The organism is Streptomyces sp. NPDC086989 (assembly GCF_044745505.1).
In the GTDB taxonomy this organism is placed as follows: Bacteria; Actinomycetota; Actinomycetes; order Streptomycetales; family Streptomycetaceae; genus Streptomyces.
Window position 1 is genome coordinate 398,265 of record NZ_JBIVAL010000004.1, and the last position, 24,542, is coordinate 422,806.

General features: G+C 73.4%; 20 protein-coding genes. 11 read left to right on the forward strand and 9 right to left on the reverse strand.

From position 1 onward, the window contains the following. Nucleotides 1-12: 12 nt before the first annotated feature. On the reverse strand, nucleotides 13-486 hold the full coding sequence (locus tag ACIPK4_RS11475) for a hotdog fold thioesterase (protein ID WP_327282902.1): 474 nt from the start codon (nucleotides 484-486) through the stop codon (nucleotides 13-15). Nucleotides 487-540: 54 nt separating this feature from the next. Beyond that, nucleotides 541-2,811 (reverse strand): FdhF/YdeP family oxidoreductase, encoded by a 2,271-nt coding sequence (locus ACIPK4_RS11480; protein ID WP_402311249.1) that lies wholly within the window; start codon nucleotides 2,809-2,811, stop codon nucleotides 541-543. Nucleotides 2,812-2,944: 133 nt separating this feature from the next. Between ACIPK4_RS11480 and polA the strand changes: the two genes are divergently transcribed. Beyond that, on the forward strand, nucleotides 2,945-5,665 hold the full coding sequence (gene polA / locus ACIPK4_RS11485) for a DNA polymerase I (protein ID WP_402311252.1): 2,721 nt from the start codon (nucleotides 2,945-2,947) through the stop codon (nucleotides 5,663-5,665). 39 nt (nucleotides 5,666-5,704) lie between these two features. On the opposite strand, the gene ACIPK4_RS11490 is transcribed toward polA, so the two are convergent. Then, nucleotides 5,705-6,577 (reverse strand): DUF4184 family protein, encoded by an 873-nt coding sequence (locus tag ACIPK4_RS11490; protein WP_402311255.1) that lies wholly within the window; start codon nucleotides 6,575-6,577, stop codon nucleotides 5,705-5,707. Between the two features lie 184 nt (nucleotides 6,578-6,761). Here ACIPK4_RS11490 and ACIPK4_RS11495 point away from each other — a divergent pair, with 184 nt between their 5' ends. Together ACIPK4_RS11495 and ACIPK4_RS11500 are read left to right on the forward strand one after the other, a co-directional pair. Next, nucleotides 6,762-6,902, forward strand: coding sequence for an SPW_0924 family protein (locus ACIPK4_RS11495; protein WP_376195961.1), 141 nt, complete (start codon nucleotides 6,762-6,764; stop codon nucleotides 6,900-6,902). A gap of 13 nt (nucleotides 6,903-6,915) precedes the next feature. Further along, a complete protein-coding gene (locus ACIPK4_RS11500) occupies nucleotides 6,916-7,896 on the forward strand; it encodes a DUF3068 domain-containing protein (RefSeq protein ID WP_402311258.1) in 981 nt (326 codons plus the stop codon). Here ACIPK4_RS11500 and ACIPK4_RS11505 read toward each other — a convergent pair. Both ACIPK4_RS11505 and ACIPK4_RS11510 read right to left on the reverse strand, forming a co-directional pair. Further along, on the reverse strand, nucleotides 7,886-10,609 hold the full coding sequence (locus tag ACIPK4_RS11505) for an ATP-dependent RNA helicase (protein ID WP_402311261.1): 2,724 nt from the start codon (nucleotides 10,607-10,609) through the stop codon (nucleotides 7,886-7,888). The two genes, ACIPK4_RS11500 and ACIPK4_RS11505, sit on opposite strands and share 11 nt — an antisense overlap. A 7-nt stretch (nucleotides 10,610-10,616) precedes the next feature. Then, nucleotides 10,617-11,465: a class I SAM-dependent methyltransferase gene (locus ACIPK4_RS11510; protein WP_402311263.1), complete on the reverse strand. Its 849-nt coding sequence runs from the start codon at nucleotides 11,463-11,465 to the stop codon at nucleotides 10,617-10,619. Between the two features lie 357 nt (nucleotides 11,466-11,822). On the opposite strand from ACIPK4_RS11510, the gene rpsA reads away from it, so the two are divergent. The 4 genes from rpsA to ACIPK4_RS11530 all read left to right on the forward strand — a co-directional run bounded on the left by rpsA (nucleotide 11,823) and on the right by ACIPK4_RS11530 (nucleotide 15,740). After that, a complete protein-coding gene (gene rpsA, locus ACIPK4_RS11515; RefSeq protein ID WP_030292147.1) occupies nucleotides 11,823-13,331 on the forward strand; it encodes a 30S ribosomal protein S1 in 1,509 nt (502 codons plus the stop codon). Nucleotides 13,332-13,559: 228 nt separating this feature from the next. Beyond that, entirely contained in the window at nucleotides 13,560-14,498 is a 939-nt protein-coding gene (locus ACIPK4_RS11520; RefSeq protein ID WP_402311266.1) for a PAC2 family protein, read from the forward strand. An 81-nt stretch (nucleotides 14,499-14,579) separates the two neighbouring features. Next, complete coding sequence (gene coaE / locus ACIPK4_RS11525; RefSeq protein WP_402311268.1) at nucleotides 14,580-15,269, forward strand: dephospho-CoA kinase; 690 nt, start codon at nucleotides 14,580-14,582, stop codon at nucleotides 15,267-15,269. A 66-nt stretch (nucleotides 15,270-15,335) separates the two neighbouring features. Beyond that, nucleotides 15,336-15,740 carry a tetratricopeptide repeat protein gene (locus ACIPK4_RS11530; RefSeq protein ID WP_402311270.1) on the forward strand — a complete coding sequence of 135 codons (405 nt, stop codon included), beginning with the start codon at nucleotides 15,336-15,338 and terminating at the stop codon, nucleotides 15,738-15,740. Nucleotides 15,741-15,771: 31 nt separating this feature from the next. On the opposite strand, the gene ACIPK4_RS11535 is transcribed toward ACIPK4_RS11530, so the two are convergent. Further along, complete coding sequence (locus ACIPK4_RS11535) at nucleotides 15,772-16,032, reverse strand: DUF6343 family protein (RefSeq protein ID WP_376195955.1); 261 nt, start codon at nucleotides 16,030-16,032, stop codon at nucleotides 15,772-15,774. Nucleotides 16,033-16,300: 268 nt separating this feature from the next. Here ACIPK4_RS11535 and ACIPK4_RS11540 point away from each other — a divergent pair, with 268 nt between their 5' ends. Beyond that, a complete protein-coding gene (locus ACIPK4_RS11540; RefSeq protein ID WP_402311797.1) occupies nucleotides 16,301-19,108 on the forward strand; it encodes an SNF2-related protein in 2,808 nt (935 codons plus the stop codon). Then, nucleotides 19,105-20,310 carry an SWIM zinc finger family protein gene (locus ACIPK4_RS11545; RefSeq protein WP_402311274.1) on the forward strand — a complete coding sequence of 402 codons (1,206 nt, stop codon included), beginning with the start codon at nucleotides 19,105-19,107 and terminating at the stop codon, nucleotides 20,308-20,310. The genes ACIPK4_RS11540 and ACIPK4_RS11545 overlap by 4 nt, the downstream gene beginning before the upstream one ends. Here ACIPK4_RS11545 and ACIPK4_RS11550 read toward each other — a convergent pair. Next, a complete protein-coding gene (locus ACIPK4_RS11550; RefSeq protein WP_054222791.1) occupies nucleotides 20,291-20,839 on the reverse strand; it encodes a hypothetical protein in 549 nt (182 codons plus the stop codon). The genes ACIPK4_RS11545 and ACIPK4_RS11550 overlap by 20 nt on opposite strands. 127 nt (nucleotides 20,840-20,966) lie before the next feature. Between ACIPK4_RS11550 and ACIPK4_RS11555 the strand changes: the two genes are divergently transcribed. Further along, the gene (locus tag ACIPK4_RS11555; RefSeq protein WP_402311276.1) at nucleotides 20,967-21,707 is read left to right on the forward strand and encodes a chaplin; all 741 of its coding nucleotides are present in this window, start codon (nucleotides 20,967-20,969) and stop codon (nucleotides 21,705-21,707) included. 11 nt (nucleotides 21,708-21,718) lie between these two features. On the opposite strand, the gene ACIPK4_RS11560 is transcribed toward ACIPK4_RS11555, so the two are convergent. Next, a complete protein-coding gene (locus tag ACIPK4_RS11560; protein ID WP_402311278.1) occupies nucleotides 21,719-22,426 on the reverse strand; it encodes a DUF2293 domain-containing protein in 708 nt (235 codons plus the stop codon). A gap of 151 nt (nucleotides 22,427-22,577) precedes the next feature. Here ACIPK4_RS11560 and ACIPK4_RS11565 point away from each other — a divergent pair, with 151 nt between their 5' ends. After that, entirely contained in the window at nucleotides 22,578-23,015 is a 438-nt protein-coding gene (locus ACIPK4_RS11565) for a cupin domain-containing protein (protein WP_402311280.1), read from the forward strand. 10 nt (nucleotides 23,016-23,025) lie between these two features. Here ACIPK4_RS11565 and ACIPK4_RS11570 read toward each other — a convergent pair whose 3' ends face one another. Continuing rightward, on the reverse strand, nucleotides 23,026-24,471 hold the full coding sequence (locus tag ACIPK4_RS11570) for a WGR domain-containing protein (RefSeq protein ID WP_402311281.1): 1,446 nt from the start codon (nucleotides 24,469-24,471) through the stop codon (nucleotides 23,026-23,028). Nucleotides 24,472-24,542: the final 71 nt, after the last annotated feature.

The window sequence follows — 24,542 nt, forward strand, 5'->3', positions numbered from 1 at the left end:
AAGGGCGCCGGTTCAGGCCCCGGCGGCGGCCGGGTCCGCGTCGCGCAGCAGGCAGGTCAGCCGGGCGCTGCACACCCGGCGGCCCTCCTCGTCGCTGATGACGATCTCGAAGGTGGTGGTGGAGCGGCCGCGGTGCACGGGGGTGGCGACGCCGGTGACCGTGCCGGAGCGGACGCCCCGGTGGTGTGTGCAGTTCAGGTCGACGCCGACGGCGACCTTGGTGATGCCGCCGTGCATCATCGCGCCGACCGAGCCGAGGGTCTCGGCCAGGACGGCGGAGGCCCCGCCGTGCAGGAGTCCGTAGGGCTGGGTGTTGCCCTTGACCGGCATGGTGCCGACCACGCGCTCGGCCGAGGCTTCGAGGATGCGGATGTCCATCCGCTGCCCGAGGTCGCCGGCCGAGAACAGCGCGGGCAGGTCGATGCCCAGGGCCGCGTACTCGTCGAGGACCTCCTGCGGGAACTTCACAGCGTGCTGCTCACCCATGGCCGGGCTCCGTTCGTCAACGATCGTTAACCATCTTGTCCTGGGGTCGTTCTATCAGGCCGGTTCGAAGCGCACGACGACGGACTTGCTCGCGGGGGTGTTGCTGGTGTCCGCGGTGGAGTCGAGCGGGACCAGCACGTTCGTCTCGGGGTAGTAGGCGGCCGCGCAGCCCCGGGCGGTCGGGTAGTGCACCACGCGGAAGCCGGGCGCCCGGCGCTCCACGCCGTCGCGCCACTCGCTGACGAGGTCGGTGTACGCGCCGTCGGCGAGGCCGAGCTCGGCGGCGTCCTCGGGGTGGACCATGACGACGCGGCGGCCGCCGGTGATGCCGCGGTAGCGGTCGTCGAGGCCGTAGATCGTGGTGTTGTACTGGTCGTGGCTGCGCAGGGTCTGCAGGAGCAGCCGTCCTGCGGGGATGCGCGGGTACTCCACGGGCGCGCCCGTGAAGTTGGCCTTGCCGGTCTTGGTGGGGAAGCGTCGCTCGTCGCGGGGGGCGTGCGGGAGGCGGAAGCCCTCGGGGCGGGCGGCGCGGGCGTTGAAGTCCTCGAAGCCGGGGACCACGCGGGAGATCCGGTCGCGGATGGCGGAGTAGTCCCGCTCGAAGGCCTCCCACGGGGTGGTGGAGGCGGCGCCGAGGACGGCGCGGGCCATGCGGGCGACGATCGCGGGCTCGGAGAGCAGGTGCGGGGAGGCCGGGGCGAGGTTGCCGCGGGAGGCGTGGACCATGCCCATGGAGTCCTCGACGGTGACGAACTGCTTGCCGGAGGCCTGGACGTCCTTGTCGGTGCGGCCGAGGGTGGGCAGGATCAGGGCGCGCCGACCGGTGACCGCGTGGGAGCGGTTGAGTTTGGTGGAGACGTGGACGGTCAGGGAGGCGCGGCGGATCGCGGCCTCGGTGACGTCGGTGTCGGGGGCGGCGCCGACGAAGTTGCCGCCCATCGCGAAGAGGACCTTGGCCTTGCCGTCGCGCAGGGCCTCGATGGAGCGGACGACGTCGTAGCCGTGGCCGCGCGGCGAGGTGATCCCGAATTCGCGGTCGAGGGCGTCGAGGAAGGCGGGTGCGGGGCGTTCGAAGATGCCCATGGTGCGGTCGCCCTGGACGTTGGAGTGGCCGCGGACGGGGCAGACGCCGGCGCCGGGGCGACCGATGTTGCCGCGCAGCAGGAGGAGGTTGACGACCTCGCGGATGGTGGCGACGGCGTGCTTGTGCTGGGTGAGGCCCATGGCCCAGCAGACGATGGTGCGCTCCGAGGCCAGGACCATGGCCAGGGCCTGCTCGATCTCGGGGCGGGTGAGCCCGGTGGCGGTGAGGGTCTCGTCCCAGTCGGTGTCCTTGGCGGCGGCGACGAGGTCCTCGTACCCGTGGGTGTGCTCGCGGATGAAGGCCTCGTCGGTGGCGCCCTCGGTCGCGATGACGAGCTTGTTGAGGAGGCGGAAGAGGGCCTGGTCGCCGCCGATGCGGATCTGGAGGAAGAGGTCGGTGAGGGCGGTGCCCTTGAGCATGCCGAGGGGCGTCTGGGGGTTCTTGAACCGTTCGAGGCCGGCCTCGGGCAGCGGGTTCACCGAAATGATCTTCGCGCCGGCCGCTTTGGCCTGTTCGAGGGCGGAGAGCATGCGGGGGTGGTTGGTGCCGGGGTTCTGGCCGGCGACGATGATCAGGTCGGCCTGGTGGAGGTCTTCGAGGTTGACGCTGCCCTTGCCGATGCCGATCGTCTCGTTCAGGGCGGAGCCCGAGGACTCGTGGCACATGTTGGAGCAGTCGGGCAGGTTGTTGGTGCCGAACTCGCGGGCGAACAGCTGGAAGAGGAACGCGGCCTCGTTGCTGGTGCGGCCCGAGGTGTAGAAGAGGGCCTCGTCGGGGGAGCCGAGGGCGGTCAGCTCCTCGGCGATGATCTCGAAGGCCCGCTCCCAGGGGACGGCCTGGTAGTGGTCGGCGCCCTCCGGCAGGTACATCGGCTCGGTGATGCGGCCCTGCTGGCCCAGCCAGTAGCCGGAGCGGCCGGCGAGGTCGGCCAGGGAGTGCTCCGCGAAGAAGTCCGGGGTGACCCGGCGCAGCGTGGCCTCCTCGGCGACGGCCTTGGCGCCGTTCTCGCAGAACTCGGCGGTGTGGCGTTTGTCGCCTTCGGGCCAGGCGCAGCCGGGGCAGTCGAAGCCGTTCTTCTGGTTGACCTTGAGGAGGGTGCGTGCGGTGCGGGCGACGCCCATCTGCTGCTGGGCGATCCGCAGGGTGTGCCCGATGGCGGGGAGGCCGGCGGCGGCGTGCTGCGGGGACGCGACCTGCGGCGCGTCCTGTACGGGATCACCTGCGGGCGGCTTCGTGGCCATGTCGCTCCCCTTTGAGCAGTCGGGCATCGCGGCGTCGGCCGCTGTACGTATTCGTGTGGGCGTCCGATCCTGTCACGCCCGGGGGACATCACCGACGGCGGAATTGTCAGCGGGGCCGCCTAGGATCGGGGGCGTGGCAGAGAACGCATCGAAGAAGACCGACCAGACGACCGCAGCGGGCCGCCCCCGCCTGATGCTCATGGACGGGCACTCCCTGGCGTACCGGGCGTTCTTCGCGCTGCCCGCGGAGAACTTCACGACCGCGACCGGCCAGCCGACGAACGCCATCTACGGCTTCGCGTCGATGCTGGCGAACACGCTGCGCGACGAGGCGCCCACGCATTTCGCGGTGGCGTTCGACGTCTCCCGCAAGACGTGGCGCTCGACGGAGTTCCCCGAGTACAAGGCCAACCGGTCCAAGACCCCCGACGAGTTCAAGGGGCAGGTCGAGTTGATCGGCGAGCTCCTGGACGCGATGAACGTGCCGCGGTTCGCGATCGACGGCTTCGAGGCCGACGACGTGATCGCCACGCTGGCGACGCAGGCCGAGGCCCTCGGGTTCGAGGTCCTGATCGTCACGGGTGACCGGGACTCCTTCCAGCTGGTGTCCGAGCACACCACGGTGCTGTACCCGACCAAGGGCGTCTCCGAGCTGACCCGCTTCACGCCGGAGAAGGTCGAGGAGAAGTACGGGCTCACCCCGCAGCAGTACCCGGACTTCGCGGCGCTGCGCGGCGACCCGTCGGACAACCTGCCGGGCATCCCGGGCGTCGGGGAGAAGACCGCCGCGAAGTGGATCACGCAGTTCGGGTCGTTCGCGGAGCTCGTGGAGCGCGCCGAGGAGGTCAAGGGCAAGGTCGGGCAGAACTTCCGGGACCACCTGGAGGCCGTGAAGCTCAACCGGGTCCTGACCGAGATGGTCAAGGACGTCGAGCTGCCCAAGGCGGCCGGCGACCTGGCCCGCCTCCCGTACGACCGCTCCGCCGTCACGGGCGTGCTGGACGTGCTGGAGATCCGCAACGCGTCGCTGCGCGAGCGGCTGCTGGCGGTGGACCCGGGCGCCGCGCAGGAGCCGGCCCCCGCTCCGGTCGCCGAGGTGGAGCTGGACACGAGCGTGCTGGGCGCGGGCGAGCTGGCCCCGTGGCTGGCGAGCCACGCGGGCGGGCCGCTCGGCGTCTCCACCGTGGACAGCTGGGCGCTCGGCCAGGGCAACGTGAGCGAGATCGCGCTGGCCGCGGCCGGCGGCGCCGCCGCCTGGTTCGAGCCGTCCGGGCTGGACGAGGCCGACGAGCAGGCGTTCGCGGCGTGGGCCGCCGATCCGGCGAGGCCCAAGGTGGTGCACAACGCCAAGGGCCTGATGCGGGTGTTCCCCGAGCACGGCTGGACCCTGGCCGGCATCACCATGGACACGGCGCTGGCCGCGTACCTGGTCAAGCCGGGCCGCCGCTCCTTCGCGCTGGACGTGCTGTCCCACGAGTACCTGCACCGCGAGCTGCAGCCCGCCGCCGCCGACGGCCAGCTGGCGTTCGGCGCCGACGAGACCGCCGAGGCGGAAGCCCTGATGGCGCAGGCCCGCGCCGTCCTCGACCTCGGTGACGCGTTCACCGGCAAGCTCGCCGAGGTCGGCGCCGCCGAGCTGCTCCACGACATGGAGCTGCCGACCTCGGAGCTGCTGGCCCGGATGGAGCGGGCCGGCATCGCCGCCGACCGCGACCACCTGGAGGCCATGGAGCAGCAGTTCGCCGGGGCCGTGCAGCAGGCGGTGAAGGAGGCGCACGCCGCGGTCGGGCACGAGTTCAACCTCGGCTCGCCCAAGCAGCTCCAGGAGGTCTTCTTCGGAGAGCTGGACCTGCCGAAGACGAAGAAGACCAAGACCGGCTACACCACGGACGCGGACGCGCTGGCCTGGCTGGCCACGCAGACCGACCACGAACTGCCGGTGATCATGCTGCGGCACCGGGAGCAGGCCAAGCTGCGCGTCACCGTCGAGGGCCTCGTCAAGACGATCGCCGCCGACGGCCGGGTCCACACCAGCTTCAGCCAGACCGTCGCCGCGACCGGACGGCTGTCCTCCACCGACCCGAACCTGCAGAACGTGCCGGTGCGCACCGACGAGGGCCGGGCGATCCGCCGCGGCTTCGTCGTCGGCGAGGGCTTCGAATCCCTCATGACCGCCGACTACAGCCAGATCGAGCTGCGCGTCATGGCGCACCTGTCCGAGGACGAGGGCCTGATCGAGGCCTTCCTGTCCGGGGAGGACCTGCACACCACCGTCGCCTCCCAGGTGTTCGGCGTGGAGCGCTCCGCGGTCGACGCGGAGATGCGGCGCAAGATCAAGGCGATGTCGTACGGACTCGCGTACGGCCTGTCCGCGTTCGGCCTCTCGCAGCAGCTGAACATCGAGCCCGCCGAGGCGCGCGGCCTGATGGAGACCTTCTTCGAGCGGTTCGGCGGGGTCCGGGACTACCTGGGCCGCGTCGTCGACGAGGCCCGGGCCACCGGCTACACGGCGACGGTCTTCGGACGCCGCCGGTACCTGCCCGACCTCAACAGCGACAACCGGATGCGCCGTGAGGCCGCCGAGCGGATGGCGCTGAACGCCCCCATCCAGGGCACCGCAGCCGACATCGTCAAGGTCGCCATGCTGCGCGTGGACAAGGCGATCACCGAAGCGGGCCTGAAGTCGCGGATGCTGCTCCAGGTCCACGACGAAATCGTGCTGGAGATCGCCCCGGGCGAGCGCAAGGAGGTCGAGGAGCTGGTGCGCCGCGAGATGGGCGCCGCCGTCGAGCTCCGCGCTCCGCTGGACGTGTCGGTGGGCGTCGGCGCCGACTGGGAGTCCGCCGCGCACTGAGGCAGGGCCGCCGTGCGGCCCGTACCGCGCCCGTCCCCGCTACGCGGTGGGGACGGGCGTCCGCGTTTCGTCCCCGGCGTCCGTACGGGCGCCCGCGCGCCGGTGCACGAGCCGTACGAGGGCCCCGTACAGCAGCAGGCCCACGGCGAGGCCGCCGCCCGCGCCGAAGCAGACCGTCGGGATGATGTCGAGCGGGGTGCGGATCCGGTCGTAGAACGTGAAGAAGCGCAGCACCCGCATCGTCACCCCGATCGCCACGCACCCCGTGACCAGGGCGGCCGCGCCCAGCAGCTGCGCCCGGCCGAGGACCGGCACGGACGCGGGGGCGGGCCGGTCGGGCAGCCGCCGCACGGCGGTCCCCGTGAACCACAGCAGGGCGCAGGCCGCGACGGCGGACGTCCCGTACTGCAGGTACGAGTACAGGGGCAGGCCGTAGGCGAGCGGCTCGCCGAGGGCGGGCAGGGCGTTGGTGCCCCACCGGTCCAGGTGCGTGAAGCTGTCCCACACCACGTGCGTGAGCGAACCGGCGACGGCGGAGAGGTAGAACCAGAGCGCGAGCGGGGCGGGGCGCCGGCCGCCGCCCCGCGGGTTGCGCCAGTCCTCGCCGCGCAGGAGGGCGTGGATCCGGCCCTGGCGGCGGCGCGGCAGGAACGCGATCAGCGGCTCGCGCAGCAGCAGCCAGCACGCCGCGAGCACGGCGGTCAGCACGGCGTCGGCGGTGAACACCCCGGGCAGCGAATGCGTGAAGGCGCCGTACCGCATGACGCCGGAGACGACGGCGTCCCCGAAGTAGAACGTGTCGGGTGCGAACGACCCGAGGACGAGCGCCGATGCGACCAGCGGCCCGCGGGCCCGTCCCGTCCGGCGGACGGCCGGCAGCACGGCCGCCGCATGGCTGAGGGTGAACGGCATGACACCTCTTCCTTACTTCGGGCCGATGCGCCCCGAACGGTCCGGACAGTATGCGTGAGCTGCGCGGGGCGTGCGGAAGTCGAGGAACGGCCCGCCGGTGCTCCCGGTCCGACGGTTCTCATCTCGGCTCCGCGTTGCTACGGTTCCTCCGCCCTGACACCCCATCAGATTTCGGAGGCCCGGCATGCGCGCTCTCGTCGCCGCCGCCATCGGGCTGGCCGCCGCGCTGGCCCTCGTCTTCGCCGTCACCGCGTTCGGGGTGCCCGAAGGCAAGACCTCGCCCAAGCCGCTGCTCACCACCGCGCCCGCCGCGCCCGGAAAGTAGAGGGGGCCCGGACATGCGACGCAGAGCGAGCCTCGTCCTGCTGGCCCTGGCGGTGTTCTGCGTGGCCCTCGCACCGCTGCTGCGCTGGTACGCGTACCCCCGGCTCGCCAAGATCCCGCCGAACCAGTACCAGGAGATGGTCCTGGAGGCGAAGGACGCGACCCTCCTCGACTACACCGCCGGCATGCAGCCGAAGAAGGTCGACAAGGTCACCATCGTCCAGACCCTGAAGGGCAACGTCGAGGCGTCGAAGGAGATCGAGGCGAGCGCCGGCAAGGACGTCGTCGTCTGGGACACCCTCTCGTACATCATGGGCCCCGACGGGAAGATGGTCTCCCAGATCCCCGAGCGCTACATCTTCGACGCCCACACCCAGGACCCGGTGCACGCCACCGGCGAGATGGTCGACGCAGACCCGGTCAAGCGCGAGGGCATCGAGTTCAAGTGGCCCTTCTTCGCCGAGCCGCGCGACTACCTCTACTTCGACGCCCAGACCCGCACCTCCTCGCCGGTCCACTACGTCGGCCCGCGCACCTACCGGGGGATGGACGTCTACTACTACGAGCAGACCGTGCCGTGGACGAAGGTCTCCCTGCCGAAGAAGATGCCGATCGAGGGCATCGACCCCGCGACGTTCGAACAGAGCACCGGTACCAGCCTCTGGTACCGGGTCAAGGCGATGTTCTGGGTCGACCCGGTCACCGGGGCGCCCGTCAACGCCGAGCAGGTCATCGAGCAGGAGATGCGCGGCGGCATCGCGGCCGGTGCCCCCGACGGCAGGCTCACCGTCTTCGCGGGAGACGTGAAGATGCGTCAGGACTACGCCGACCACACCGTCGACCTGGTCAGGTCGAACCGTACGAAGGTCCTCGCGCTGCACACGTACGCCCCGGTCGGCCTGGCGGCCGGCGGGCTGGTGCTGTTCGGGCTGGCCCTGTGGCTGGAGGCCTGCGGCCGCCGCGACGACGGGGCCCGGGAGGGGCTCACCGCCTGAGGCGGGCGTTGGTGTGCCGGGTGGGTTCGGCCGTCGCCGGATCCTCCGGCCACGGGTGCTTGGGGTACCGGCCGCGGAGCTCGGCGCGCACGGCCCGGTAGCCGCCCCGCCAGAACGAGGCCAGGTCGGCGGTCACGGCGGCGGGCCGCCCCGCCGGCGACAGCAGGTGGACGAGGACGGGCACCCCGGCCACCCGCGGGGTCTCGGCCAGCCCGAACAGCTCCTGGAGCTTCACGGCCAGGACCGGCTGCCCGTGCTCCGCGGAGTAGTCCACCCGGATCCGGGAACCGCTGGGCACCTCGATCCGCTCCGGGGCCAGCTCGTCCAGGCGGACGGCCTCACCGGTCGCCCAGGGCAGCAGCCGGTTCAGGGCCTGCCCGGCATCGATCCGCCCGAGATCGGCGCGCCGCCGGGCCCGCGACAGCTCGGGTTCCAGCCAGTCGCCGGCCCGCTCCAGCAGGAGGTGGTCGTCCGCCACGTCCGGCCAGGCGCCGCCGAGGGTGCGGTGCAGGAAGGCCAGCCGGGCCCGCAGCGCCTGCGCGTCCGCGGACCAGCGCAGCAGCCCGAGCCCCTCGGCGCGCAGCCCGTCGACGAGCGCGGCCCGCACGAGCCCGGGGTCGGGGCTCTTCAGCGTGCGCACGGCCAGCTCGATCGCTCCGAGCCGTTGCACGGACCGGGCCACCACGTCCCCGTCCTCCCAGTGCACCTCCTCGCCGCAGGCCAGCAGGTGCGCGGCGGCGGCCCGGGCGGTGTCCTCGTCGAGGACGGCGGCCAGTCGGACGCGGGCGGACGCGGAGTGCGGCCCCCGGTCGGCGACGGCCACCGCCAGCCACGGCGCGCTGCGCAGCGGCGAGCCCTCCCCCAGCTCGGCCGCCGTCCCGGAGGCCATCAGGAACGCCCCGCCGCCCTTGGCCTTCGCCACGCGCTCGGGAAAGGCCAGGGCGGCGATCAGCCCGGCGGCCGCGTCGTCGGAGGCGGCGCCGCTGCCGGGGCTCCACCCCGGGCCCCGCGCCTCGGACGCCGACGGGTCCGGATTCCGGCCGCCGCCGTTCGCAGCGTGGGGCTCCCGGGGCGCAGCCCCCGGAGGGGCCGGCGGCGAAGCGCCGGTTCCGGGAAGGGCCGGGGTGGAGGAAGAGCCCCGCGTGGCGGCCGCTGCACCCTGCGGCCCGGTCTCGGCGGCGGCCGCTGGGCGCTGCAGGCGGCGGGCCTCCGCCCGCCAGCGGGAGGCGTACCCGTCGCCGCCCGCGCGGGCCCGCCGCCAGGCTCCGGCCAGGTCGTCCCCGTACTCCCGGGGCGGCTCCTCGCTCAGCAGGGCCACCAGCTCCGCCGACCGGCGGGCCCCCAGGACGGCGGAGCCGTCCAGCAGGGCCCGGGCCAGGCGCGGGTGAAGGCCCAGCCGGGCCATCCGCTGCCCGCGCGGCGTCACCTGCCCCGCCGGGGACACCGCGCCGACCGCCAGCAGGACCTCCCGCGCCGCGGCCATCGCCCCGGCCGGCGGCGGGTCCAGCAGGGCCAGACCCGACGCGTCCGGGTCGCCCCAGCAGGCCGCCTGCAGCGCGAACTGCGCCAGGTCGGCGATCCGGATCTCGGGCGAGGGGAAGGAGGGCAGCCGTGCGTCCTCCGCCTCCGCCCAGCAGCGGTACACCGTCCCCGGCGCCTCACGCCCGGCCCGGCCCGCCCGCTGGCGCCCGGCCGCGCGGGACGCCCGTACGGTCGCCAGCGCGCCCAGCCCCCGGGCATGGTCCACCCGGGGCTCCCGGGCCAGTCCCGAGTCCACGACCACCCGTACGCCGGGCACGGTCAGGCTCGACTCGGCCACGGCGGTGGAAAGGATCACCCTGCGGTGCTGGGCGACGGAGAGCGCCGCGTCCTGGACCGCCGCCGGGGCCCGGCCGTGTATCTGGAGCACCTCCGCGTCCACCCTCCCCCCGACTCCGTCGTGGGCGCCCCCACCCAGCAGCCCCGCCACCCGGGCGATCTCGCCGACGCCGGGCAGGAAGCACAGGACGTCACCACCGCGTTCCGCCAGCGCCCGCCGCACCACCGAGGCCACGTGCGCCAGCTGCGCCGGATCCACCCGCATCCCGTGCGGCGGCCGCACCGGCCGCGGCGGCGGGGCCCAGACCGTCTCCACCGGGTACGAGACCCCCGCGGCCTCCACGACCGGCGCGCCGCCGAGCACCCGGGCCCAGCCGGCCGCGTCCGTCGTCGCGGAGGCCGCGACCAGGCGCAGCTCCGGGCGCAGGGTCTCCCGCACGTCCAGGAGGAACGCGGCGACCGTGTCGGCGTCGAGGTGCCGCTCGTGGCACTCGTCCAGGACCACCACGTCCACCCCGGAGAGCTCCTGGTCCCGCTGGAGCCGCTGGAGCAGGACACCGGTGGTGACCACCTCCACCACCGTGTCCGGACCGGCCACCCGCTCGCCGCGCACCGTGAAGCCCACCGAGCCGCCGGCCTCCTCGCCCAGCAGCCAGGCCATCCGGCGCGCCGCGGCCCGGGCGGCGATCCGCCGCGGCTCGGCGACGACGACCCGGCGCCGGGGCCCGGCGCCCACCAGCCCGGCCAGGACCAGCGGCACCAGCGTGGTCTTGCCGGTGCCGGGCGGGGCGCAGAGCACCGCAGCGCCGTGCGCGTCCAGCGCGGAGACGAGCGCGGGCACGGCCTCCCGTACGGGAAGGGCGTCAAGGTCGGCCTGGCGGAGCTGTCGGGTCACCGGTGTCTCAGTCCCTCTCGCAGACGAAGATCGCGGTGCCGGGGATCAGGTTGCCGCGCAGCGGGGACCATCCGCCCCACTCCTGGGTGTTCCACGCGGGCCACTCCGGTTCCACCAGGTCGACCAGGCGGAACCCGCCCGCGACCACGTCGCGGACCCGGTCGCCGAGGGTGCGGTGGTGCTCCACGTAGACGGCGCGGCCCTGCTCGTCCTGTTCGACGTACGGGGTCCGGTCGAAGTAGGAGGCGGAGACGGACAGCCCCTCCGGGCCGGGCTCGTCGGGGAAGGCCCAGCGGACGGGGTGGGTGACGGAGAAGACCCAGCGGCCGCCGGGGCGCAGGACGCGGTGGACCTCGCGCATGACGTTGACGGGGTCCGCGACGAAGGGGACGGCCCCGTACGCGGAACAGGCCAGGTCGAAGGAGGCGTCACGGAACGGCAGCCGCCCCGCGTCGGCCTCGACGAGCGGCACGTCGTCGCCGATGCGCAGGGCGTGCTGGAGCTGGCGGTGGGAGAGGTCCAGGGCGACCGGGCGGGCGCCGCGGGCGGCCAGCCAGCGCGAGCACTGGGCGGCCCCGGCGCCGATCTCCAGGACGTCCTTGTCCTTCAGGGAGTCCGCCGGGCCGAGCAGGGCGGCGTCCGCCTCGTCCAGGCCCTCCGGCCCCCAGACGAAGCGGTCGTCGCCGAGGAACGCTCCGTGTTCGCTCTGGTACTCGTCGGCGTTGCGGTCCCACCAGCCCCGGCTGGCTCGGCTGCTCTCCGCGTCGTCGGCGTCACGCCGTGTGGCCTCGGCGTCCTCGCCGGGGCCGCCGGCGGCTTCGTACGCTTCTTCGGGGGCGTAGTCCTCTTGGTTCATGGGGCCTGTCGTCGTAGTCTGCGGAAAGAGTTCGAACGAGGCAGGAAGGGGCCATCCGCGCCCACCCGCCCACGAATTGTGCCGGTTGTGCGGTGATCCGCCCGGGGTGTGCGCCTTCGCGCATTGACCCTGTCCGGCTGCCCCCGTATGCTACAAGTTGCGCTGCGAGCCTGTGCTCCTCAGACCTAGCAGGCTGCGCTTGCATCTGTTGATGACCCCTCGGTTTTCGAGGCCCGGTCCGCTTCACGGCGGAGTTTGGGCTTCCTTGGCTGTCCGGCTTCTTCGGCAGATGCCGATAAGGGCTCCCGGCGTAGCAGTACCTACGACTTTCTGTCCGTAACCGGAGCCCTTTCCCACATGACGAGCAGCACCGAGACCACCTCTACCACCCCGCAGGTAGCGGTCAACGACATCGGTAACGAGGAAGCCTTCCTCGCCGCGATCGACGAGACGATCAAGTACTTCAACGACGGCGACATCGTCGACGGCGTCATCGTGAAGGTCGACCGGGACGAGGTCCTGCTCGACATCGGTTACAAGACCGAAGGCGTGATCCCGAGCCGTGAGCTCTCGATCAAGCACGACGTCGACCCGAACGAGGTCGTCAAGGTCGGCGACGAGATCGAGGCCCTGGTTCTCCAGAAGGAGGACAAGGAAGGCCGTCTGATCCTGTCCAAGAAGCGCGCCCAGTACGAGCGCGCCTGGGGCACGATCGAGAAGATCAAGGAAGAAGACGGCATCGTCACCGGTACCGTCATCGAGGTCGTCAAGGGTGGTCTCATCCTCGACATCGGCCTCCGCGGCTTCCTGCCGGCCTCCCTCGTCGAGATGCGCCGCGTCCGCGACCTCCAGCCCTACGTGGGCAAGGAGCTCGAGGCGAAGATCATCGAGCTGGACAAGAACCGCAACAACGTGGTCCTGTCCCGCCGCGCCTGGCTCGAGCAGACCCAGTCCGAGGTCCGCCAGACGTTCCTCACCACCCTGCAGAAGGGTCAGGTCCGCTCCGGCGTCGTTTCCTCGATCGTCAACTTCGGTGCCTTCGTGGACCTGGGTGGCGTCGACGGTCTCGTCCACGTCTCCGAGCTGTCCTGGAAGCACATCGACCACCCGTCCGAGGTTGTCGAGGTCGGCCAGGAAGTCACCGTCGAGGTCCTCGACGTCGACATGGACCGCGAGCGTGTCTCCCTGTCGCTGAAGGCGACGCAGGAGGACCCGTGGCAGCAGTTCGCCCGGACCCACCAGATCGGTCAGGTCGTCCCGGGTAAGGTCACCAAGCTGGTTCCGTTCGGTGCGTTCGTCCGCGTGGACGAGGGCATCGAGGGTCTGGTCCACATCTCCGAGCTGGCCGAGCGCCACGTGGAGATCCCGGAGCAGGTCGTCCAGGTCAACGACGAGATCTTCGTCAAGGTCATCGACATCGACCTCGAGCGTCGCCGGATCTCGCTGTCGCTGAAGCAGGCCAACGAGTCCTTCGGTGCCGACCCGGCGTCGGTCGAGTTCGACCCGACCCTGTACGGCATGGCCGCGTCCTACGACGACCAGGGCAACTACATCTACCCCGAGGGCTTCGACCCCGAGACCAACGACTGGCTCGAGGGCTACGAGACCCAGCGCGAGACGTGGGAGCGCCAGTACGCCGAGGCGCAGGTCCGCTTCGAGCAGCACCAGGCGCAGGTCATCAAGAGCCGCGAGGCCGACGAGGCCGCTGCCGCCGAGGGCGCTGCCGCCCCGGCCGCCGGTGGCAACGCCGGTGCGGGCATCTCGGGTGGTTCCTACTCCTCGGAGTCGGACGAGACCTCGGGCGCCCTGGCCTCCGACGAGGCCCTGGCCGCGCTCCGCGAGAAGCTGGCCGGCGGCCAGAGCTGATCGCAGCGCATCACACCCCGGTGTGAGCTGAGCTGAAGACAAGGCCCGTCCCCTCAGGGGGGCGGGCCTTGTTGCGTCGCCCGTGTGGCGGCCTGCGTCATGTCACCCGCGTCGTGTCACCTGCGTTGCGTCCTCTGCGTTGCGTTCCTGTGAAAGGGGCCAACTGGGGAATGGGGCAGCCCCCTTGGACGTTGTCCGCAGAGAAGACGGCGAGGAGGAGTGGTGACGGTGCTCGATCCAAAGGGTTTGTACGAATGGGACGCCAAGGGCCTGGCGGTGGCCGACCTGGCGCTCGCCCAGGACTCGGCCGGGCTGGTCATGCTCTACCACTTCGAGGGGTACATCGACGCAGGTGAGGCCGGGGAGCAGATCGTCGAGCGGCTGCTCGACACGCTGCCCCACCAGGTCGTGGCCCGGTTCGACGCGGACCGCCTGGTCGACTACCGCGCCCGGCGCCCGCTGCTGACGTTCCAGCGCGACCACTGGACCGAGTTCGAGGAGCCCCGGCTCGAGGTGCGCCTCGTCCAGGACGCCACCGGCGCGCCGTTCCTGCTGCTCTCCGGCCCCGAGCCGGACGTGGAGTGGGAACGCTTCGCCGTCGCCGTCCGGCAGATCGTCGAACGCCTCGGCGTCCGGCTCTCCGTCAACTTCCACGGCATCCCCATGGGCGTCCCGCACACCCGGCCCGTCGGGATCACCCCGCACGGCAACCGGACCGACCTCATGCCCGGGCACCGCAGCCCGTTCGACGAGGCCCAGGTCCCGGGCAGCGCGGAGTCCCTCGTGGAGTTCCGCCTCGGCCAGGCCGGACACGACGTACTGGGTGTCGCCGCGCACGTCCCGCACTACGTGGCGCGCTCCCCGTACCCGGACGCCGCGCTGACGGTGCTGGAGGCCATCACGGCGGCGACCGGGCTCGTTCTGCCGGCGGTCGCGCACGCGCTGCGCACCGAGGCGCACCGCACCCAGACGGAGATCGACCGGCAGATCCGCGAGGGCGACGAGGAGCTGGTCTCCCTGGTCCAGGGTCTGGAGCACCAGTACGACGCGGCGGCCGGCGCCGAGACGCGCGGCAACATGATCGCCGAGCCCCAGGAGATCCCGTCGGCCGACGAGATCGGCCGCGAGTTCGAGCGGTTCCTGGCCGAGCGCGAGGGCGAGGGCTGACGGACCCGCCCGCCCGTGCCCGAGTGGGCGCGGGGTGGGGGGCCGTACGGGGGCCGGGGCGCGGGGTCTAGTCTGCTGGACATGCTGAAGGTGGGCCTGACAGGCGGAATCGGTGCCGGCAAGAGCGAGGTCTCGCGGATGCTGGCGGGGTACGGGGCGGTCGTCGTGGACGCCGACCGCATCGCGCGGGAGGTCGTGGAACCGGGGACGCCCGGGCTCGCAGCCGTCGTCGCGGCGTTCGGGGAGTCCGTGCTGACCGCCGAGGGGACGCTGGACCGGCCGAAGCTCGGGTCGATCGTGTTCGCCGACCCGGCGAAACTGCAGACGCTCAACGCCATCGTGCACCCGCTGGTGGGGGCCCGGTCGGCCGAGCTGGAAGCCGCCGCCGGACCCGACGCGATCGTGGTGCACGACGTACCGCTGCTCGCGGAGAACGGCCTGGCGCCGCTGTACGACCTGGTGGTCGTGGTGGACGCCGCGCCCGCGACGCAGCTGGCCAGGCTCACCGCGCTGCGCGGGATGGCCGAGGACGAGGCGCGGGCCCGGATGGCCGCGCAGGCCACGCGCGAGCAGCGGCTGGCGGTGGCCACCCTCGTGATCGACAACGACGGGCCGCTGGAGGCCCTGGAACCGCAGGTGCGCAGGGTGTGGGCGGAGCTCCGGCGGCGGGAGGCGGCCGCGGGTGCCGTGGGTGCCTCCGATACCTCCGATGCCGCCGGTACGTCTGGTGCTGCCGATGCCTCCGATTCCGCCGGTGCTCCCGGGGCCTGACGTGCTCATGGAATAGGGGGCGGGGTGCGGGGCGTTGAACGCGCCTGCAGAGGGAAGGATCAGACCGTGTCCGACACCACGCCGCCCATACCGGCGCAGCCGTCTCCGCCGTCCGGCTCGTCCCCGGAAACACATGTCATCGATTACCGGGCCGCCGAGCAGCTGCTGGCCGCGCGGGACCCGCGGGGCGCCGTGAAACTGCTCGACTCGGTCATCGCCGCGCACCCGGAGAACACGGCGGCCCGGCTGCTGCGGGCGCGCGCCTTCTTCGCCGCCGCCCAACTGCGTCCGGCAGAGCTGGAGTTCGAGCTGGTGCTGGAGCGGGAGCCGGACAACGCCTTCGCGCACTTCGCGCTGGCCCGCACCCACGAGCGCTCCGGCCGTCCGGAGCAGGCGCGCAAGCACTTCCGCCTGGCGGCGGCCCTTGACCCGCGCCCCGACTACCTGGCGGCGGCCCGCTTCGAGGAGTAGGCCGCCTCCGGAGCGGCCCCCGTCCGGTGCGTCACCGGCCGCGGGGAGGTTCGTACGGGGGGACGTCCGGGCCCGGCTGGTAGTGCGGGCCCTGGTGGATGTGGTGCAGGACGACGACCAGGTCCACGAGCGCGAGTACGGCGAGCACCCCGCAGGCGGCCGCCCAGCCGGGCCGGCCGACCAGCGAGAACGCGGCCGTCCCGGCGACGGCCCAGACGAGCCCCCACAGGCTCAGCCAGAACCGCAGCCGCAGTGGACTGCGGGCTGTCACCGGCTCGTTTCCGGAACGCATGACCATCGCCTCGGATCCATCGCCCTCGCCTCGGATCCATGGTCCCACCGGCGGGTCCGCGGCGGCGCGGCGCGGCGACGGACTCGGCATCTGTGCAGCTCAGCGGCGTTGTCAGTGCCCGCGCCTAGACTTCGGGGACAGGCGCGACCCGTCTGGCCCGAGGGAACCGAGGGGAGGGAGGCGAGGGGAGGGAGGCGACACCGTGACACCGCAGCCGGACCCGCCGCAACAGCGGCATCGACCACAGCAGCCGCAGCCGGATCAGCCGCTGGACGCGCTGCTGCGGCACCCCGCCGTGTTCCTGCCCGCCGCCGTCCCCCGCGAGGCCCGCATCGCCTTCTGGGCGCCCGACGGGGACGCCCTGCCCGAGCTCCCGGGCGGGACCCCGACGGTGCTCACCGTCGTACGGCCGCACGGCCAGGGCGTCCGCAGCCGTACCGTCCCCGCCGTCGGCCTCCCGGTGGCCCACGCCCTGCCCCTGCTCGCCCGCGCCCCGCTCAGAGCCGCCACCCATCCTGCCACCCGCGCCTGGGGCACCGCCGCCCGCCACGCGCTCACGCTGGTGGCCCGCGGCCGGCTGCTGCCGGGGGTCACCCCCGAAGGGATCGACGCCTGGCGGGCCGGGCCGCTCGACGCCGAGGACGTCGGCCACCTCCGCGCGGTGGCCGCCGCGCTCCCGTACGAGGGGTACGCCACCCCTCTGGCCGGGCGCCGCCCGCTCCAGCTGCCCGAGCCGGAGGCCCTGGTCCGCGCGTTCCTCGACGCCGTCGCCGACTGCCTGCCGCGCACCCCGGCCGCGCCGGTGGCCGCGGGGCGGCCGTTCGCCGCGCGGGAGCCGCAGCGGGTGCCCGGCATACAGGACTGGGCCGCACAGGTCGCGGCCGGCGCCGACACCGGCGTGGGGATCTCCCTGCGGCTCGACCTGTCCTCGTTCCGCCTCTTCGACGAGGCGGAGGAGGAGGACAACCGCCGGGCGGGCGCCGCCGTGGTCCAGGTGCACAGCCTCGCCGATCCCACCCTCGTCACCGACGCCGGGCTGCTGTGGGCCGGTGCGGCCGCCGCCGGGTTCGGGCCCCGCGCCCGGATCGACGCCGTACTGGCGCTGCGCCGGGCCGCCCGGGTCTGGCCGCCGCTGCTGCGACTGATGGACCAGCCGGTCCCCGACGTCCTGGCCCTCTCCGACCCCGAGCTCGAAGACCTGCTGGGTACGGCCGCGAGCCGGCTGGCGGCTGCCGGGGTCCTGGTCCACTGGCCGCGCGAGCTCGCCCGTACGCTGTCCGCGACCGCGGTCGTACGGTCCACCGCGCCGGGCTCGGCCACCGACGGCACGGCCTTCTTCGACGCCCGGCAGCTGTTCGCGTTCTCCTGGGAGCTCGCGCTGGGCGGCGACCGGCTCACCCCCGGGGAGATGGACGCCCTCGCACAGGCCCACCGGCCCGTGGTGCGACTGCGCGACCAGTGGGTCCGGGTCGATCCCGAGCTGGTGCGCAAGGCGCGCAAGCGGGAGCTGGGGCTGCTGGACCCGGTGGATGCGCTGGCGACCGTGCTGACGGGGACGGCCGAGGTGGACGGGGAGCCGGTGGCGGCGGTCCCGGTGGGGGCGCTGGCCGCCCTGCGGGACCGGCTGACCGGCGAACAGGCCCCGCTGCCGCAGCCCGTCGGGCTGAAGGCGACCCTGCGCGACTACCAGGCCCGCGGTCTGGCCTGGCTGGACCTGATGACCTCGCTCGGCCTCGGCGGCTGCCTCGCCGACGACATGGGCCTGGGCAAGACGGTCACGCTGATCGCGCTGCACCTGCACCGGGACCGCCCCGAGCCGACGCTCGTCGTCTGCCCCGCGTCCCTGCTGGGCAACTGGCAGCGGGAGATCGAGAAGTTCGCACCCGGCACCGCCGTGCGCCGGTTCCACGGCGGCAGCCGCAGCCTCGACGGTCTGGCCGGCGGGTTCGTGCTCACCACGTACGGGACGATGCGCGCGAGCGCCGCCCGGCTGGCCGAACAGCCCTGGGGCATGGTCGTGGCCGACGAGGCGCAGCACGTGAAGAACCCGCACTCGGCGACGGCGAAGGCACTGCGTACGATCCCGGCGCCGGCCCGGGTGGCGCTGACCGGCACCCCGGTGGAGAACAACCTCTCCGAGCTGTGGGCGCTGCTCGACTGGACGACGCCGGGCCTGCTGGGCCCGCTGACGACGTTCCGGGCCCGGCACGCCCGCCCGGTGGAGCACCAGCAGGAGGAGGACGGGGGCAACGAGGCGGCGGTCGCCCGGCTGGCCGCGCTCGTCCGGCCGTTCCTGCTGCGGCGCAAGAAGTCCGACCCGGGGATCGCCCCCGAGCTGCCCCCGAAGACGGAGACCGACCATCCGGTCTCCCTCACCCGCGAGCAGGCCTCGCTGTACCAGGCCGCGGTGGACGAGGCGATGGCCGTGATCGAGGCGAGCGAGGGGATCGAGCGGCGCGGCATGATCATGAAGCTGCTGGCCTCGCTCAAGCAGATCTGCAACCACCCCGCGCAGTTCCTGAAGGAGGAGCAGCCTCGGATCCCGCACCGCTCGGGCAAGCTGGCCCTGCTGGACGAGTTGCTGGACACGATCCTGGCGGAGGACGGCTCGGTGCTGGTCTTCACCCAGTACGTGACGATGGCCCGGATCATCGAGCGGCACCTGGCGGCCCGGGGGATCGCCCACCAGCTGCTGCACGGCGGGACCCCGGTGGCGCGCCGGGAGGAGCTCGTGGACCGCTTCCAGTCCGGCGAAGTCCCGGTGTTCCTGCTCTCGTTGAAGGCGGCGGGCACCGGGCTGAACCTGACGCGGGCCGGCCACGTCATCCATTACGACCGCTGGTGGAACCCGGCCGTGGAGGAGCAGGCCACCGACCGCGCCTACCGGATCGGCCAGACCCAGCCCGTGCAGGTCCACCGGATCATCGCCGAGGGCACCGTGGAGGACCGGATCGCCGAGATGCTGGAGGCGAAGCGGGCCCTGGCCGATGCCGTGCTCGGCTCGGGGGAGTCCGCGCTGACCGAGCTGACCGACCGCGAGCTGGCCGACCTCGTCTCCCTGCGGAGGCCCGCATGATCACCGCGCGGGACGACCGCCGCCGCACCTTCGAGACCGTGCCCGCCGGGGTGCAGGCCGCCAGCTGGTGGGGCCGGGCCTGGGTGTCGGCGCTCGAAGCGGTGTCCCGCGACCCCGCCCGCCTGGCGCGGGGCCGCGCGTACGCCGAAGAGGGCCACGTCGACGCGGTCACCGTCACCCCGGGCCGGATCGTGGCGTACGTACGGGGCAGCCGGGCCCGCCCGTACCGCACCGAACTGGCGCTGAGCCCCTTCGCCGACGCCGAGTGGGACGAACTCCTGGAGGCGGTGGCCGCGGACCCGACGGCCCTCGCCGGCCTGCTGGAGCGGGAGGTTCCGCACTCCCTGGCGGGGACGGTCCTGCCCGGCGCGGGCGAGCTCGTCCCGCGCTGCTCCTGCCCGGACACCGCCCGTCCGCCGTGCAAGCACGCCGCGGCCCTCTGCTACCGGGCGGCCCGGCTCCTCGACGAGGACCCGTTCGTCCTGCTGCTCCTGCGCGGCCGGGGCGAACGGGAGCTCCTCGACGAGCTGACCCGCCGCAACGCCGCCCACGCCGCCCGCGAACGACCCGACACCACACCGGACCTCCCCGGTGTCCCGGCCCGTGCCGCGCTGGCCCGTACCGGTCTGCCGCCGCTGCCCGCGCCGCTGGCCGCACCCGGCGCGGCGGGCCTGCCGCCCGCCTACCCGGCCGACCCGGCCGCCCCGGACCCGCTGGCCCTGGACCAGCTCGCCACGGACGCCGCCGCCCGCGCCCTCGTGCTGCTCACCACAGCCGAGGACCCGATCGCCGGCCTCACCCTGTGGCAGGACGCCGTCCGCCTGGCCTCCGCGCACCACACCGCCGGCCTCACCGGTGCGGCCCGCACCCTCTACCGGGACCTGGCCCGGGCCACCGGCCGGACCACCACCGACCTGGCCCGGGCCGCCGCGGCCTGGCGCCAGGGCGGGCGGGCCGCGCTCGCCGCGCTCGAAGAGCCCTGGGACCCCCCGGCGGGCCCCTTCGACCGGGCCCGCCCGGTGCTCCTGGCCGCCTCCCAGGGCGCCTTCCGCCCCGAGCGCAACCGCCTCACCTCGCACACCCGCCAGCTCAGGCTGGGCCGCGACGGCCTCTGGTACGCCTACGAGTCCCGCCCGGAGACCGAGGACTGGTGGCCGACGGGAGTCCCCTCCCCGGACCCGCTCACCGCCCTGCGGCGCTGACCTCCTCGGCCCACCGCGTCAACGTGGTGAAGTCGCGGTCGCGCAGACCGTGGCGGGCGTGGATGCGCAGGAGGAGAGCCGGGGCCGGGTGGTGGGCCGCGATCCAGGCGCGGTCCTGCGGGGTGATCATGTCGTCGACCCAGGCGAAGGGACGGCCCGCCGCCCAGGCGAGGAGCGGGCGCGTCTTCCAGAACAGGCCGTCGGGGTCGCCGGCGAACAGTTCCGGCCATTCGATGACGGGAAGATCGCCGGGTAGTCCGATGCGCGGGGCGATCATCGTGTTGGCCTGGTGCATCCAGGCGGTGGCCCACGCGAGTTCGAAGGGCAGGGCCTGCAGACGGGCGCCGTGCGCGGGGTGCAGGCGGACCCGCAGCCCGCGCCGGGCCGTGCGCGAGCCCGGGTCCACGTTGGCCATCCAGTCGGCCGGGCGCATCCGGTGGCTCGTGTATCCGCGGAGCCCGGCGAGCCGGGACCGGAAGGGGTTCAGTGGGCCGTCCACGTCGAGGAGCAGCAGCGGGCGATCGGTCATGAAGTAGGCAGTACCCAGTACACGATGGGGTGAAATGCCTACCGCCTCTATAACCCGAATGGGTTTACCGCGTTGTTTCCGGTGCGGGTGCCATACCCGCGAACTCCTCCGGAAGGCAGGGAAACTGATGCGACACAGTCGTCGTAATGGCTTGATCGCGGCGGTGGTTGCGGGCGGTGGACTGGCGGTCGCGGGTGTCAGCGGATTCGCCCACGCCGACGCGGACGCGAGCGGGGCGGCCGAGCGTTCGCCGGGGCTGCTGTCCGGGAACCTGGTGCAACTGCCGGTGCACACACCGGTGAACGTGTGCGGCAACACCGTGAGCGTGGTCGGACTGCTCAACTCGGCCGCGGGCAACCGCTGTACCAACGACTCCGGGCACGACGTCGAGGGGCACTCCGGGTCGGTGTCCTCGCACCCGTCGAAGCCGGGCGCCGGGAACACGGCGGGCGGCGGGACCCGCTCGGGCGGTGGAGCGCACGCCGAGGGGGGAGGAAAGGATTCGCCCGGGCTGCTGTCCGGCAACGGGATCCACCTCCCGGTCGATGTCCCGGTCAACCTCAGCGGCAACTCGGTCAGCGTCGTCGGGATCGGCAACACCTCGGCCGGCAACACCTCCGTCAACGGCGACGTGCCCAGCGGCGGCAAGCCGCCGCAGCCCCAGACGCCGCCCCAGACGCCACCCCAGGCGCCGCAGACGCAGCCGCAGACCCCGGTCGTCGAGCAGCCCGTCACTCCGGCCGCGCCGCCGCAGCACGGCCCGGCGCTCGCCCACACCGGAGCCGACGGGGCCGGCTACCTGCTGCCGGGCGGCGGGGCGCTGCTGCTCGGCGGAATGCTGCTCTACCGTCGCTTCCGCCTCCGGTAGCAGACCGTACGCTACGGGCCCGGCCCGGAAGCGGGCGCCGAGGCGGGTGCGGCGGCGAGCGGGGGCGGCGGGGGAGTACGCCAACCGTCCAGGATCGCGTCGATCCGCGCCGCCAGCCGGGCCCGGGCCGCGAACCGCGGGACGCCTGCCATCAGCAGTGCGTCGTACTCGGTGTCGGTGTGCCGCACCGCGGCCCGGACCGCCACCGACACCGCCTGTTCGTCGAGGGCCCGGCCGGCCGCCGTACGGCCCACCCGGCCGCTGCCGCGCACCGAGGCGTGCGCGGCGATCGCCTCCGCCCGCTCGGCGGGACAGCCCGGGAACAGCCGCCGGATCTCCGCGGCGAAGGCCGCGGTGAACCGGGTGTCCTCGACCGCACGGCGCAGCCGGTCCCGCTCCCGGCGGCGGGCCCGCGCCTCGGCGTCCGCGAGGCAGGCGCGCTCCGCGCGCGCCAGGGCGGGTTCCTCGACGAGGAGACCCTGGCGCTCGTAGCGCCGCCGCCGCTTGTTGAAGCGGACGACGACCGCGGACAGCGAACTGGCCTCCCGGGCGCGCCGGGTGAGCGCGGCATCCCCGCGCGGCAGGTAGACCAGGTGCCCGAGATCGGCGCAGTCCAGGCAGCGGGGCACGCCGGCCTCACGGACGAGATGCCGCAGCGGCCCCTGGCGGCACTGCGCACAGTGGATCTGCTTCAGCGACTCGAACACCACGAGGCTCATGACGAGGTGATACCGCCGTCCGGTCCGCTTATCACCTCGCCGCGCACGGTGATCCTGGTTCCTGCAACTCTCCCTGGATGTCCGGAAGTCCCTTACGGTGGGGCGTCGGGGCTGCGGAGGGCCGTGATGCCCGTGGGGGAGGGGCACACACATGGCTGGACGGCAGACGACGGCACGACGCGCGAGAGCCACGGAAACCGTGGCGGCGGCGCAGGCCGCGCAGGCCGCGGAGGCGGCGGCGGGCACGGAGGCGGCGGCGGGCACGGCGGAGCACCTCGCCGGCCGCGAGGTCGTCATAGCGCCCGGTGGCTGCACCGGCTGGCACTTCCACCGCGTTCCGCTGATCGCGCTCGTCAAGTCCGGGACGCTGACCCGGATCCTGCACGACAACTCGGAAGTCGTGCACCGGCCCGGGACCAGCTTCGTCGAGCCGCCCGGCATCGAGCACCTCCACCTCGGCCGCAACCTCGGCACCGTGCCGGTCGTGCTGTACGTGACCTGCACGCTCGCCGAGGGCGAGGCCTTCTCCATACCCGCGGACGCCCCGCCCGGCGCCGCCCCCTGCGACTGCCCGGTCTTCCTCCCGTGAGCCGGCCCGTTCAGACCAGGCGGCGTATCTCCCCGCGCACCCGGTAGAACCCTCCCGAGGCCGCGTGCAGCCCGTCCACCACGTACCGGGCGCCTGGCTCGCGGATCCCGCGCGGGAACTGCACGTTCCACGAGGGCTCGAAGCCGCCCGACACCACCTGCACCCGGACCCGGCCGCCCCGCTGCACGCACTCCACGACCACCCCGTCCGCGGGCGCCGCCGCCACCGAGACCGTCGCCACCGCCGAGGCGGACGCCGCCGGCGTGAACACCGGAAGCGCAGCCGCCGACTTCACGTCCACGGCCGTCGGCACCGAGCCCCGCTGGGCCGCGAGGATCGCCGCCTCGCTCGCGTCCATGCAGATCAGGGACCCGTCCGTGGTGACCAGGTACAGCCGCTCGTCCAGGTACTGCATGGACAGGGCCGAACCGCCGCCCGTTCCCAGCTTCCACACCCGCTGTCCGTCCGCGTCGAAGCAGTACACCGACGCGGCGTTGTCGGCGGCGAACACGTGCCGCCCGTCCGGCGAGGTCGCGCACGCGTACACCGCGGAATCGCAGCGGTACGAGGCCTCCTCGGCACCCGTCGCCTTCGACAGCCGCTGTACGGTGTGGCGCCCGGTGCCCGCGTAGACCGCGTCGTCCTCCTGCCAGCCGAAGAGCACGTTGCCGTTGGTCGGCCGGTGCCACAACTGCGCCCCGCCGTCGGCCGCGTACGCCGTCACGCCCTTGTTGTGGCCGTGGTAGACCGCCCGCTCGTCCGCCCGGACCATCCACGCGTTGGCACCCGACGACCGCCGCGACCACTGGAACTCGTCCTCGTGGTCGATGACCGTCAGCCCGCCGTCGCGGTCGGACACGCTCAGCACGCCCTCGTGGATGTCGAGCCAGAAGATGTCCACGTCCGCCGCGATGTCGTAGGCGCCGAACGGCACCTTCGAGGACAGGTCGTACACCGTGCCGTCGTCACAGCCCGCGTATATCCAGAAGTCGTCCGCGACCAGGCACTTCACCCCGTCCGGCAGCGAGTACCGGGCCAGGACCTCGCCCGCGTGGCTCAGCGTGTACACGTCCCCCGCCTGATTGCCCACCCAGCAGCGGTCCTCGTCCACATGGATCCCGAAGGCCGAGGACCCCGTACGGAACCGCCACAGCACCGGGGCCACCGCCCGCGCCGTCGACGGCGCCGAGGTGACCTGGCGGCGCGTCACCGCCCGGGGCGCGCGCTGCCCGGCGACGGCCGGCGCGTACCCCTTGCGGACCTTCTCCCCGATCTTCTTCGCGGCCGCCGCCCGGGCCTTCTCGACGGTCGGGAACGACGAGCTCTGCAGCTGGCCGTCCGCGCCGATGCGGCCGTACCGCACCGACACGGCCGTGCCGTCCACGGTGACCTCGTAGAACTTGTGCGCCCCGCCGCCGTCCTGCGACAGTTCCAGATACGTCGTCTCGCGAGCCATGACAGACCCCTCCCCAAGGCCGGGCCAACGGCTCCTTCCCGCCGGTGATCCCTCGTGAAAAACGCTAAGGC